Below are 12,487 nucleotides of genomic sequence, written 5' to 3'. Positions count from 1 at the left end.
GATACGGGTCAGCTCGGCGCCCGCGGCGCCCTGCACCTGGATGCTCGGGCTCACCGCCCCGTTCCCCTCACCGGCCATGGGCGCTCACCGGCCCGCCGGTGGGCCCGCCCGCAGGCTCCCAGGTCGGGGGCTCCGTCTCTTCGCCGGCCTGCGGGGCTGCGCTCGCCCCACCCCCGACGGCGGCGCCCGGTCCCGCGCCTCCGGCCGGAAGCGCACGCTCCTCCTCCGAGGGCTCGGCCAGGCCCAGGCGGCGGACCAGGGCGCCTGCGGTACGGCGCAACGCAGAGCGGGAGCGCACGGGGTCCTCCCCGCGGATGATGCGCTGGCGCACGGCTCGGTCGGTGGGGACGGTGGCGAGCACAGGGCAGTTGGCGACGAGCTCGAGGTCGGGCATCGAGATGTCCTCGCCGACCTGTCGCACCAGGAGGCCCACCCCCTCACCCCGTCGAGGCCCACCGCTGCCCGCTCCCACCTGCAATCGGGGGACCAGGGCCTGGCAGGCCACCGCTGAGCGCAGGTCCAGGCCGCTGAGGAGCAGGACCTGCGAGCCCGGAGGTGGCGGGCAGCCCCGGGGCAGGTCGAGCAGGACGACGTCGTGCTCGCACAGGAGCGCCTCCAGGACGGCGGGAAGCACGGTGGGCAGGAAAGGCCCGGCCTGGGGCGCGGCGCCCGCCGTGGGGATGGGCAGGGCGGGCCCGCCCCGGCCATCACCGGTGAGGAAGGGGATGGTGTGCCAGGCCGGTAGGGCACCGATGAGCCTTCCCGGGCGGAAGGCCGACTCCTCGTGGGGCAGGTCGGCCCACCGCAGTCCCGGCAGTACCTCGTCGCCGAAGAGCAGGCCCAGGCCACCGGCGGGATCGAGGTCCACAATGGCCACACGCCTGCCCGCACGGCGCAGCGCCCAGGCCAGGTGGATGAGCAGGGTGCTCACGCCCAGGCCTCCCAGGGCCCCGGTCAGTGCCAGGAGGCGGGCACCCGTCGGGATGGGGCGCATGGCAGCGGCCTGCTGCCCCGGGCAGCGGCCGCCCGGGTCGGGTCCGCGCTCGGCGCCGCCGACCGCTGCCTCGGCGGGGCCGACGCCGGTGGGCTCGTGGCCGCCACCGGGGGCATGCGGGGTGGGGGTTTCAGGCGTCCACATCATGACCTCCTCGGACCGGTGCCGGCCAGCACCGGCGACGTCGCTGGCGGACGGGGCCCGCGTGGCACCCGCCCACCGCCCACTGTGCGACGGCTGATGGGGATGCGCCCCCGCAAGGGCCGGCCCTGTGGACAGAACCTGCAGAACAGGCACCTGTGGAGCACTGCTCGGCTTGCGATGACGCGACAACGCCACCCGGGGCTCGGCTATCCGGGCCCGGATGACCGCCGCCCCGCGCCTACAGGCACCCACCGGACATGCACGTATCACGCATTAAACTCATAGAAAATAATCTATGTGCGCCCACTAACCACCCATTAAGCGACCACTGAGCACTCACCGAGCACTGCCGACGGCGCACCGGGGAGCGGCAGAGTGGCCCCGACCACCGAACCGTGATGTGATGAGTCCATGTCCCCAGCGGCCCCAGCGTCCCCCGCATCCCCAGCACCCCCCGGCTCGCCCTCGCCCGGCGGGGCCCCGGCCCCTCGCCGCGCCGCGGCGCCGCAGGCCACCCCGGGGTCCACGGCGCCCGCGGCCGCCCCGCATCGCACTGCCGCCTACTTCGACCTGGACAAGACGATCCTGGCGACCTCGGCGGCGCTGGCCCTGGGTGAGCCGATGCGCCGCTCGGGCCTCATCTCCCGCACCGCCGTGGCCCGGGGCGTGGTCGTCCAGCTGCCCTACCTGCTCGTCGGAGTGGACACGCCGCAGGCCACCAGGATCATGGAGCGCCTGGCCCGCATGCTGTCGGGGATCTCGCGCAGCGAGCTGCGCCAGGTGGTGGACGGCGCCCTGGGAAGCGCCATCGAGCCGGCCTGCTACGCCGAGGCGCTCCACCTCATCGCCGCCCACCAGCAGGCCGGGCACGATGTGGTTGTCGTCTCGGCCTCCACCAGCGAGATCGTGGAGCCGGTGGCCCGTATGGTGGGGGCCAGGCGTGCGGTGGCCACCCGCCTGGAGGTCGACCCCCAGGGTCGCTTCACCGGCAGGATCGAGCGATCCCTGCTCCATGAGCAGAAGGTGGTGGCCCTCCAGGAAGACGCCGCCGCCCACGGCATCGACCTGGAGCGCTCCTGGGCCTACTCCGACTCGGTCTCCGATGAGCCCATGCTGCGGGCCGTGGGGCACCCGGTGGCCGTCAACCCCGACCGGGATCTGCGCCGCCTGGCCGCCCGTGAGGGCTGGCCGGTGCGCGACTTCGCCCGGCCCGTGCGCCTGCGCTCCTGGTCTCCCCCACCACCGGCCGCCGGAGCGCTGATGGCGGGCCTGCTGCTGGCCGTGGCGGCGACGACGGGCTGGGCCGTGGCCCGGATACCCCCGCGACGGGCGGCCGGGGTGCCGCTGGGCCCGCGCCTGGCGCGCCGACTCGGCCGCTGATCGGCGACCGGGAGTCCGCCGGCCCGCCCCGCCACAGCCCATGGGCCGTGGCCATAGTGGATGGCATCCGCCCTCCCCGGCCGCTGGACGCCGCACAGAACCACTGGAGCCCTGCGGAAGCATCCGCCCCGAGGGCCAGGCGGGCCCCGGGCAGCCCGGCGCTATCGATGCGGGCAGGCCGCCCTCATCCGGCCTGCCAGGTGCCCGCCTGCACCGCGCGGCACAGCCGGCCGGCCTCCTCGATCCCCACCAGGATCGCCTCGGCCTGCCACACCACCCATTCGGCCACCCCCTCCATGGTCCCGGTGGCGTAGGCGGCGGCCGCCTCGGTGTAGGCGCCGGGGGCCTGCGCCGCATACAGCTCGGTGACGGCGGTGCCCGTGGGCTCCAGCGCATCGGCGGTGATGAGGTGGCGCACCAGGAGCCTTCCCACGGCGGCGTTGCCGGCGCTGAAGGGCCGCACCGCGACCATCTCGGCGTGGACGACCGCGGCGCGCACCAGGGCGGGAGCCTGGCGGGCCTCGATGAGGGCGAGCAGGCCGTCCAGCCGGGCGTGCAGCCGCCCCGCGGTGGGGGCCGGCGCGGGCCCGCCCTCCCGGGGCGGGGCGTCGGTGCGCGGGGCGGCCACCTCGGCCATGGCGATCCGCCCGCCCGCCGCCAGGGGTCCGGTGATATCGCGGTGCAGTGCGCTCAGCAGGCCCCGCGCGTGGGGCACAATGGGCCGGCCGCGCCCCACCAGGTCGGGCATCCAGCCGACCACCTGCGTGCCCGCGCGCCACAGGCCCGCGGCCGCGTCCAGTCCCGGATCGCCGGTGAGGGCCGCCTCCAGGCCCGCGGCGACCTGGCTCCTGAGGACCTCGGCGGGCACGACGACGCCCTCCACCCCGGCGCCGGCCACCGCCCCACGGATGGAGGACTCCGCCCGGGCCTCACGCCACCGCCGCCGCAGGGCCCCGTGCCAGCGCAGCTCGGCCGAGGCCTGCCGGATCGCCTCCTCGGCCTCGAGCACGCGCCGGTCCTGGGCGATCGCCCGCAGGGCGTTGAGCATCACAGCGCCCGGCTGCGGCTCGGTCGGCGCAGGCATCGCAGCCGTCGCGGCCGCCCGCGCACCGCCGGCCTGCACGCCGTCGGCTCCCACCGCCGGTGCGCCCGGCTCCCCGCCGTCACCGCCCGGGCGCGCCGTCCCCCGCCGCCTGCCGGAGGGGAGTCCCGGACCGGGCTCGGCGGAGCCGATCCCCACTGACATCCTGACCATGGACCCACTGTGGCACACCCGGGGGACAGGCCCGCGCACACCCCCGGCAGAGCTCGGATTCGGCTCGGCCACGGCCCCTCCCGGGGTGCGGGCGCCGTCCCGGAATAGGGTGCAGTATCGGTCTCCCATTAGAATCGGGCGGGTGAGTTCCTCCCCTTCCCCATACGCCTCGTCCCCGGACCCGGTGACCACTCCCCCCTCGGGACTGGACCTCGCCCCCCGGGGACGGCGCTGGGACCACATCCTGACCGCCTTGACCGGCGTCGCACTATGCCCTGCGGCCCTGGCCCTCATCGGCATGTCCGCGACCGCCGTGGCCGCGGGCCACCCGCTGCGCGCGGCGCTGCTGCTCCTGGGCCTGGCGGCCCTGTGCCTGACGGCCTGCCTGTTCTTCGCGGCCCGCTCCTCAGTGGGCCTCCTGGCGGCGGGGCTGAGCGCGCTGGCCGTCCAGGTCGCCATTCTGCTGGCGCCGGGGCATGCGGCCACCCTGCCTGCCGCCTGGGCCCGCACCCTGGTCTCCTGCGGTGCTGCGCTGCTGGCCGGCGGGCTGTGGCTGGGCGCCGCCTGGGGGATGCGCCTGGCCCGCCGTGGCGGGCACCTCCAGGGCCGTTCGGCCTTCCGTCTGACCCGGGCCGACAAGGAGATCGGCACGACCCCCGCGCCGCCGCCCTCCCGGCGGCCCGATCACCTGCTGTCCCTCCCCTGGGTCCTGGCGGCTCTGGGCGCGGCCTTCCCGCTCCTGTACCGCTCCTACGCCGAGGTCAGCAGCCCGGGCGTCCCGACCGGCCTGGGCGCCTACGCCTCGGTTCTCACAGCCCTCGTCCTGCTCATCATCGCCGCCGCCTCCACCGGCAGGTCCTCCCTGGGGGCCCGGGCCGGCGGGGTGGCGATCATCGTCCTGGCCCTTCCCGCCCTGGCGGATCCCGCTCTTGCCTGGTACCGCCCACTGGTCCGGCTCGTGCCCCACGGCCCCGGGCCCGCAGTGATCATCGCCGTCGGGCTGATGCTCCTGACGTCGGGGTGGGGCGCCCATATGGCCCGCCGTCAGGGCCGCTCCCACGAGCTCGCCGACCTGCGCTCGGGCCCGACCCGCCTTTCGGGGCGGGCGGGCAGCCACTACGGTGAGCACACACAAGGAGGAACTCGTGAGCACTGACCACCCCCGCGGACAGGATGACACCCCGACGCCCACCACGCCTCTGGCCGCCGTGGCGCCGCAGCACGACGGCGGTCCGGCGGGCTCCGGCACGGCCGCGCCCCAGACGCCGGGTGGCAGCGATGGCGCGGCTGAGCGCGGCGCGCAGGCCGGGTCCGCACCGATGTCGTCGACGCCGGCGGAGGCGCGGGGCGGTGACGCCTCCGATAACGCCTCCGCGCGGGGGGCTCAGGACGCCGAGAATCCGGTCAAGCGCAGGCACCCGGCGGCCGAGCCCGCGGCGAGCCCCCGGCCACCGGCGGCCGACGACGCTGCGACCGCCTCGACGGGTGCCGATGCGGGTCACGGGGCCGCCGGTGACGTGGTGGCGCCCTCGACTCACGGCTGGTCGGCCGACCATGGGCATGCCGCCTCCCGGCACCTGCCCCACGAGGAGCTGGGCATCGCCCAGCCCCTGGCCAAGTCCGACGCCCTCCTGGATCGCAACCGCCGGGGCAGGGGCCAGCCGCCCTATGCCCTGCGCATGCCCGAGGCCCGGGCTGCTGCCCCGCTGGCCCGCGGCACCTCCCCGCATCAGGCTCCCAGCGTGCCCGAGACCCCCAGCGTGCCCCAGGCCGCCGATGTCCCGGAGGTGCCCAGCCTGCCTGAGCCCTCCACTGTTCCCCAGGCGCCCGAGGTGCCGCAGACCCCGACTCTGGAGGACACCTCCCGGGAGGCGCCGGCGCCCCTGACTCCTGAGGCCTCGGCGGCTTCGGGGTCCTCAGGAGCCACAGGCGCCCTCCACGCCCCCGCGCAGCCGCAGGAGGCAGGCCAGGCCCCGCCGCGGCCCGGCCTGCCTCCCTCGCAGACCCAGGAGCCTGCTGAGGTCCAGGATCGCGCAGTCGCCCAGGAGCCCACAGGATCCCAGGAGCCCGCGGGGGGCGTGGCGCGGGTCAGCCCGGCCACGGCCTCTCAGCGCCGCATCATTGTGGACGATATGCCGGAGGCCGAGCCGATCATGATGGATGCAGCCACGCCCGAGGAGCCCCTCAGCGATGAGGAGGCGCTCACGGCGGAGCCCGAGCCCTCCTCCGCAACGACCGGCCGGCAGGCGGTCGCCGCCCAGCAGGTGGTCGAGCAGGGCGACCAGGAGGTCTCGGCCCTCCCGCAGTCCGCCGTCGACCAGGACGCGGCAGGCACCGATGGGCCCGCAGCCGACCCCGCCCCTCAGGAGGCGCGGCCCGGGTCCGAATCGGCCCGCGACCAGGAGCCCCCCATGCCGGGCACCGCAGCGAGCCCTGCTGGTGCGGCGCCCGCGGAGCCTCTCATCGCGGATGCCGGGGCCGCGGCTCCCACAGTCGCCCAGGCCCCGCGCACCCCTGAGCCCGAGCGGGCACTGGGCTCCCAGAACGGCCCGGCACCCGAGCGGGCACTGGACTCTCAGGGCGTCATGAAGCCCGACGGCGCACTGGAGTCCGAGGCCCTCCCGGCCGCCGGGGCGGAGGAGGCTCAGGCCGCTTCCACTCCGCCGCTTCAGGCACGGGTCGCACCTGCGGCGCAGGGTGCGGCGCCGGCCCTCAGCACTGGCGCCAGCGCCGTCGTCGCGGAGTCCGCCCCGGTCGAGCCGGCAGGCGCTGCGCCCCACTCCGCTGCGCCGTCGGCGCCTTCAGAGCCGGCGCCCACGGAGGTACCCGAGGCGGCGGCACCTGACGCGGCGATGCCCGAGGCCCCGGCATCCACATCCGCCGCGCCGGTCCCGGCAGCGGACTCCCGAGCCGTGGCGCGGCCCGTCACCGCAACAGCGCCCCTGACTGCGCAGCAGCGGCCGGCCGAGCCTCTGGCCGCCGAGCCGCCGGCCGCACAGCCCCCGCCCGAGGGCCTCCCCTCCGAGGCGGAGCCGGTCCCCGCGGTGCCACCGGTGTCCTCCTTGGCCCCGTCGCGGACGGCCGACTCCTCAGCGCCCCACGAGCCCGCCACACCCACCCGTGAGCCTGCTGCGGCTCCGCAGCTGGCCTCCGACGACGAGGCCGCGGAGGCTGCGGCGGGCGAGGCCCAGGCCCCCGCGGGGGAGCCCGCCGCCGTCCAGGAGCCGCAGGACTCCCTCGCGGCCTTCGCGCCCCTCCCCGCCCCGCCCAAGGCCGCCTCCCCCGCGCCCGCTGCACGGACGCGGGACCGCGACTCGGATCCCGAACCGACCGCCGCCTCCCCCGAGAGCCCCAGCGAGCGGGACATCCTCCTGGAGGGCGCCAGCTCCCTCACGCGGGCCCCGCGGCGCACGGCCTCGCACTGGGCGGGTGTGCTGCTGGCCCTCGTCCTGCTGCCGGTGGCCTGGTTCCTGGTCAACGACGGCGCCAGGGTCCTGACCGGTGGGGATGCCACGGCGTGGCCGGCAGCGGTCTCGATGCAGGGCGTCCTGGAGCTGGGGGCCGGCGCGCTGCTGCTGTGCCTGGCGCTGCTCATGGCGCACCGCTCCAGCCTGGGTGCTCTCGTCCTCGGGGGGATCAGCCTGCTCATCGGTCTGCCCTTCGTGGTCGCGCCCGGCGCGGTGGCCTCCCTGCTCGGCCCCACGGTGGAGCGCCTCCAGGCGCATTCGGAGCTGGGCGAGGCCCTGGCCACCTACGCCATGACCGACGGGCTGACGGGTCGCTTCGCCCTCATGGGCCTGGTGATCATCATGGTGGGCCTGGTCGCGCACACCTCCCGCCGGGCCGGTCGCCGCGAGCAGGCGGCAGCGGAGCAGAACAACGAGGGCTCAACCAGTCTCGACTTCCTCCTCGACGAGCGATCGTGAACCGCGCCGCACCAGTTCCGGGAGCGGGAGGGGCCGTGCGATGCGCATGAGCACCGTCGGCGACGCCGCCCGCGACGCCGTTCCGATCATCATCGGCTACCTCACCCTGGGGCTGGCGGCGGGCATGCTGCTGGCGGCCGCCGGCCTGTCCTGGTGGTGGGCACCGGTGTGGAGCCTGGTCATCTACTCCGGCACCATGCAGATGCTCCTGGTACCCCTGGTGGCGGCGGGGCAGCCGCTGGCCGCGATCGCACTGTCCGCGTGCTTCGTCTCGGGCCGGCACGTCTTCTACGGCCTGGGCTTCCCCCTGGAGCGGCTTCGCGGCGGCCTGCTGCGGCGGCTCTACGGCGTCCATGCGATCACCGATGAGGTCTACGCGTTGCTGGCCGCCAAGGACCGCCGGGCCATGAGCGGGCGCTACCTGCTGGCCGTGGAGGCCATCAGCCAGGCCTCCTGGGTCGTGGGCACGACGGCGGGGGCGCTGGCGGGCACGGGGCTGGCGGCCCTGCTGGGTGAGCGCATCGAGCTGCTCGGCTTCGTCCTGACCGCCCTGTTCGTGGTGCTGGCCATCGAGAACTGGCGGAATCACCCCGATGCGGCCGTCGTCTGCCTGGCTCTTGTGGCCAGCGCCGCCGGTCTGGCGGTGGGCGGCTCGGCCACGCTCCTGACCGCCCTGCTGGTCCTGGCCCTGGGCCTGGTGGGGCTCTTCGCCCTGCGCTCCAGGCACCGGCCGCAGGTGCGGCCCGAGGAGGAGCGATGCTGAGCGATCCGCAGATCGCGGTGGCGGTCGGAGTCGTCGCCCTCATCACCTTCGCCTGCCGGATCCTGCCCTTCGTGCTGCTGCGGGGACGCCCGCGCAGCCCCCTGCTGGACTTCCTGTCCCACGCCATGCCCCTGGGGGTCATGATCGTGCTGGTGGCCTACACGCTGAGCGGGGTCAGTACCGCACCCTCCAGCTGGATGCCGGCGGTGGGCGGCATCGCGGCGACAGCGGGCCTGCACCTGTGGCGGGGGTCGATCGCCCTGTCGCTGATCGGGGGCACCGCCACCTATGTGGCACTCAGCCTCCTGCTGGCTTGAGCCGGCGATAGACTGCGCTGGTGCCTGTCACTGCCAACCGGCCCGGCCCCTGGGCCCATCGTGATCTGACCGCCGGGGGCACCCGGTTCCATGTCGCCCTGGCGGGCTCGGAGTCGGCCCTGGACGACGGCGCCCCCCTGGTGCTGCTCATCCACGGCTTCCCCGAGTGCTGGTGGACCTGGCGCAGCGTCATCCCGGCGCTCTCCCAGGCCGGGCACCGGGTGGCAGCCTTAGACCTGCGGGGGTTCGGCGGCTCGGACCGTCCGCCCTCGGGCTACGACCTGGCCACGCTGGCACGCGACGCCGCGGGGGTGGTGCGCTCCCTGGGCGCGGAGCGGGCCGTCGTGGTGGGGGCCGGGCTGGGGGGCCAGGTGGCCTGGGCACTGCCGGGTATCGCCCCGCAGCTGGTGTCGGCCATCGTCCCGGTGGGGGCGCCCCACCCTCTGGCCATGCGCTCCCTGCGGGGCCGGCTGCTCTCGGGCTCGGCGATGCAGTACCTGGGGCTCCAGATCCCCGGGATCGCGGAGAAGCGCCTGCGCAACCGCGGCAGCCTGGACAGGCTCCTGCGTACCTGGGCCGGCCCCCATACGCGCGAGGCCCTGGCCCAGCCCGCCGCCTACTACGCCGATCTCCTGGCGCGCCCCGGTGCTGCGCGCGCCGCCCTGGAGCCGCTGCGCCGTCCGCGCCTGTCCCGGGTGGAGTCCGCCGCCCTGGCCACGCCCGTGGAGGTCCCGGTGCTCTCGGTGCAGGGCGAGCTCGACCCGGTCCAGCCCGCCCAGGCCTATGCGCGCGACACCCACCGGGTCAAGGAGCGCCTGCACCAGGTGACGGTGCGGGGGGTGGGCCACTTCCCCCAGGAGGAGTCCCCCGAGGACCTGGTCTCGATCCTCCTGCCCTTCCTGGAGGAGCACGCCGGCCCCCAGTAGGGCGCGTGTGCCAGGCGGGCCTCTGTCAGAGACCCGCCTGCGGGCAGAGCCCGGCGGCGAGCAGGGCGCACTCCTGGCAGCGCGGGGCCCGGGCGGTGCACACGGCCCGGCCGTGGTCGATGAGCCGGTGGCAGCCGTCGGTCCACCGCTCGGGGTCCCACAGGGAGGCGATGTCCCTCTCCACGCGCACCGGGTCCTTCGAGGTGGTCCACCCCAGGCGCCGCGAGAGCCGCCCCACATGGGTGTCCACGGTGATGGCCGGCACGCCGAACGCATTGCCCAGCACCACATTGGCGGTCTTGCGCCCCACCCCGGGCAGGGCGACGAGCTCCTCGCGCGTGCGGGGCACCTCGCCCCCGAAGCGCTCGGTCAGCTCCGCGCCGATCCCCAGCAGGTGCCCAGCCTTGGCGCGCTGGAAGCCCAGGGGTCGCAGGATCTCCTCCAGGTCCTCGCGCCTGGCCCCCGCCAGTGCGGCGGCGTCGGGATAGCGGGTGAACAGCTCGGGGGTGACGGTGTTGACCCTGGCGTCGGTGGTCTGGGCGGAGAGCACGGTGGCGATGAGCAGCTGGAAAGGGTCCGCATGGACGAGGGCGCAGTGGGCGTCGGGGTAGAGCAGGGCGAGCTCGTCGTCCACGGCCGCCGCGCGCTGCGCTCCGCTCATGGCCTGGGCCCCGGGCGTCAGCACCTCAACGACCGGTGCGGCGCCGTCGTCGCCGGCACGCCCGGGGGTGGCGGTACTCGCCACCGCGGCGCCGGCCGTCCTCCTGGGATTCACCCGACCCATCTCCTTCACTGCTCTCCAGCCATCTTCTCACCATCATCGGCCCACCGTGCGCCTCATGCCCCGATGCCGGCCGCAGGTGCGGGGCCCGGCCGGCCACCACGCGCCGAGACCGGTGGCCCCCAGCCGCGATCAGTCACAATCGACCTCACCTGATATCGACCGAGGTCATGCTCTGAGATAACACGTCAGACCACAAGTCCTCTGGGCCTTTGACGCGAGACACAGGAGGGTTACAATGCACGACGGCGTGCCTTGGGTCACAAGACCGTGGCAGGATAGACGTTGAGGGCTCCCGCTCACGGGACGCCAGCCCTACCAGAACCACCAGGAGGACCTCCGTGGAAGACACCATCATCTCCAGGATCCCGCTCTTCGAGGGCTTGAACCCGGAGGAGCAGGAGGAACTGCGCGCCATGATGACGCAGACGACGCTGCGCCGTGGCGAGACTCTTTTCAATGAGGGCGACCCGGGCGACAGGCTCTACATCCTGCTCTCCGGCAAGGTCAAGCTGGGCCACGCCAGCCCCGATGGCCGGGAGAACCTGCTGGCCGTCCTGGGCCCCGGCGAGATCGTCGGCGAGCTGACCCTGTTCGACCCGGGCCCGCGCTCCACCACCGCCACCGCCGTGGCCCCCACCGAGATGCTCACCCTGGACCACAACCAGCTCATGGCCTACGTGGAGTCCCACCCCCAGTTGGCCAAGGACATGCTGCGCGCCCTGGCCCAGCGCCTGCGCCGCACCAACACCGCCCTGGCCGACCTGGTCTTCTCCGTCGTCCCGGGCCGCGTGGCCAAGGCGCTGCTCGACCTGGCCGACCGCTTCGGCTCGTCCACCGAGGACGGCGTGCACGTGCCCCACGACCTCACCCAGGAGGAGCTCGCCCAGCTGGTGGGCGCCTCGCGCGAGACGGTGAACAAGTCGCTGGCCGAGTTCGTCTCCCGCGGCTGGATCCGCCTGGAGGGGCGCGCCGTCACCCTGCTCGACGTCGACCGCCTGCGCCGCCGGGCCCGCTGAGCACCCCTGGGCGCCCCCGGCCTCAGGCCCCCGCCCCGGGGCCGCACCGCAGTCGGCTCGGCGCCGGCGGGCACTCCTGCGCTCGATGCGGCGTCACGACGTCGGGCGAGCGGCTGGCGCTCGGTGCTTCCCGCAGCCGACGGGCGGCCGCCCGCCCGTGGGTGCGCCGTCGTGGGTGCCGAGTCGGCCGGGCGAGCCGCCCGCCTCAGGGACTCGGGGTATGCGGCGCTCCTGCAGAGCACAGCTGAGAGTGCTGTTGGGGGCGAGGGAGGAGGCGGCCCTGCGCCGTGAGCACCGTCAGGACAGGGGGCGCTTGAGGTAGGCCACCAGGTTCTCCGAGCCGGTGGGGCCGGGAACGACCTGGACGAGCTCCCAGCCCTCCGCGCCCCACTGGTCGAGGATCTGCTTCGTGGCGTGGGTGATGAGGGGGACGGTGATGTATTCCCATGTCGTGGTTGCCATGGCCTCAGCCTAGGGTCGCCCGGCCCTGGCCGGAAGCCCGCCACCGCACGTGAGACGCGCTCCGCACGGCCGCCCGCGATGCCTCGCCGGTGCCCGCTGCCGAGGAGCGCCGGGGCCCACGGGCAATCAGGGCCTGAGGCTCAGGAGGCGCAGCGCACGCGCGCCAGGATGCGGGGAGCCCTGCGCGCATGGATCTCCGCCACCAGCTCGTCGTCCTCGCGCTCAAGCCACACGCCCCAGTCCTCGACCTCGGGGAAGCGCCGCAGCAGGGCGCGGCGCTCACGCTCGGTCAGCCCGCCCCAGACGCCGAAGCTCGACTCGGAGTTGAGCGCCTCGGCCAGGCACTCCATGCGCACCGGACAGGCGAAGCACACCGATCGCGCGTCGCGCTGCTCAGCTCCTTTGCCGAAGAGATAGTCCGGCTGGACAGTCGCGCAAGCGGCCCGCGCTGCCCAGGTCTGGTCGTTTGCTGCCATAAGTCTCTCCCCTAAGACGGACGACAGATGCCGATGTCGGCCGC

General features: G+C 75.1%; 12 protein-coding genes. 7 read left to right on the top strand and 5 right to left on the bottom strand.

Annotated features, from left to right (window positions below):
• Nucleotides 1–67 precede the first annotated feature (67 nt).
• Nucleotides 68–1,138 carry a cellulose synthase operon protein YhjQ/BcsQ gene (locus tag MANAM107_RS06655; RefSeq protein WP_223906521.1) on the bottom strand — a complete coding sequence of 357 codons (1,071 nt, stop codon included), beginning with the start codon at nucleotides 1,136–1,138 and terminating at the stop codon, nucleotides 68–70.
• A 411-nt stretch (nucleotides 1,139–1,549) separates the two neighbouring features.
• Here MANAM107_RS06655 and MANAM107_RS06650 point away from each other — a divergent pair, with 411 nt between their 5' ends.
• On the top strand, nucleotides 1,550–2,518 hold the full coding sequence (locus MANAM107_RS06650) for an HAD family hydrolase (RefSeq protein WP_223906518.1): 969 nt from the start codon (nucleotides 1,550–1,552) through the stop codon (nucleotides 2,516–2,518).
• 184 nt (nucleotides 2,519–2,702) lie between these two features.
• On the opposite strand, the gene MANAM107_RS06645 is transcribed toward MANAM107_RS06650, so the two are convergent.
• Nucleotides 2,703–3,773, bottom strand: a complete 1,071-nt coding sequence (locus MANAM107_RS06645) for a Fic family protein (RefSeq protein ID WP_308443614.1) — start codon at nucleotides 3,771–3,773, stop codon at nucleotides 2,703–2,705.
• A gap of 142 nt (nucleotides 3,774–3,915) precedes the next feature.
• Between MANAM107_RS06645 and MANAM107_RS06640 the strand changes: the two genes are divergently transcribed.
• The 5 genes from MANAM107_RS06640 to MANAM107_RS06620 are packed head-to-tail and all read left to right on the top strand — an operon-like array spanning nucleotide 3,916 to nucleotide 9,705.
• Nucleotides 3,916–4,929 carry a hypothetical protein gene (locus MANAM107_RS06640; RefSeq protein ID WP_223906515.1) on the top strand — a complete coding sequence of 338 codons (1,014 nt, stop codon included), beginning with the start codon at nucleotides 3,916–3,918 and terminating at the stop codon, nucleotides 4,927–4,929.
• Nucleotides 4,919–7,699: a hypothetical protein gene (locus MANAM107_RS06635; RefSeq protein ID WP_223906512.1), complete on the top strand. Its 2,781-nt coding sequence runs from the start codon at nucleotides 4,919–4,921 to the stop codon at nucleotides 7,697–7,699. The genes MANAM107_RS06640 and MANAM107_RS06635 overlap by 11 nt, the downstream gene beginning before the upstream one ends.
• A 46-nt stretch (nucleotides 7,700–7,745) precedes the next feature.
• Nucleotides 7,746–8,462 carry an AzlC family ABC transporter permease gene (locus MANAM107_RS06630; protein ID WP_223906509.1) on the top strand — a complete coding sequence of 239 codons (717 nt, stop codon included), beginning with the start codon at nucleotides 7,746–7,748 and terminating at the stop codon, nucleotides 8,460–8,462.
• Nucleotides 8,456–8,779 carry a branched-chain amino acid transporter permease gene (locus MANAM107_RS06625; RefSeq protein WP_223906506.1) on the top strand — a complete coding sequence of 108 codons (324 nt, stop codon included), beginning with the start codon at nucleotides 8,456–8,458 and terminating at the stop codon, nucleotides 8,777–8,779. Before MANAM107_RS06630 ends, MANAM107_RS06625 begins: the two co-directional genes overlap by 7 nt.
• Nucleotides 8,780–8,799: 20 nt before the next feature.
• On the top strand, nucleotides 8,800–9,705 hold the full coding sequence (locus MANAM107_RS06620) for an alpha/beta fold hydrolase (RefSeq protein ID WP_223906503.1): 906 nt from the start codon (nucleotides 8,800–8,802) through the stop codon (nucleotides 9,703–9,705).
• Between the two features lie 25 nt (nucleotides 9,706–9,730).
• On the opposite strand, the gene nth is transcribed toward MANAM107_RS06620, so the two are convergent.
• Entirely contained in the window at nucleotides 9,731–10,366 is a 636-nt protein-coding gene (gene nth, locus MANAM107_RS06615; protein WP_223912914.1) for an endonuclease III, read from the bottom strand.
• A gap of 461 nt (nucleotides 10,367–10,827) precedes the next feature.
• Here nth and MANAM107_RS06610 point away from each other — a divergent pair, with 461 nt between their 5' ends.
• Nucleotides 10,828–11,505, top strand: coding sequence for a Crp/Fnr family transcriptional regulator (locus MANAM107_RS06610; RefSeq protein WP_223906501.1), 678 nt, complete (start codon nucleotides 10,828–10,830; stop codon nucleotides 11,503–11,505).
• Nucleotides 11,506–11,802: 297 nt separating this feature from the next.
• On the opposite strand, the gene sp36 is transcribed toward MANAM107_RS06610, so the two are convergent.
• A complete protein-coding gene (gene sp36, locus MANAM107_RS06605; RefSeq protein WP_179900468.1) occupies nucleotides 11,803–11,967 on the bottom strand; it encodes a Sp36 family protein in 165 nt (54 codons plus the stop codon).
• Nucleotides 11,968–12,107: 140 nt separating this feature from the next.
• Entirely contained in the window at nucleotides 12,108–12,443 is a 336-nt protein-coding gene (locus tag MANAM107_RS06600) for a WhiB family transcriptional regulator (protein ID WP_179900469.1), read from the bottom strand.
• Nucleotides 12,444–12,487: the final 44 nt, after the last annotated feature.

The sequence above is a fragment of the Actinomyces capricornis genome (assembly GCF_019974135.1).
In the GTDB taxonomy this organism is placed as follows: domain Bacteria; phylum Actinomycetota; class Actinomycetes; order Actinomycetales; family Actinomycetaceae; genus Actinomyces; species Actinomyces capricornis.
Note: the sequence above shows the minus strand (reverse complement) of the source record. Positions and strands in the feature narration are given on the sequence as shown.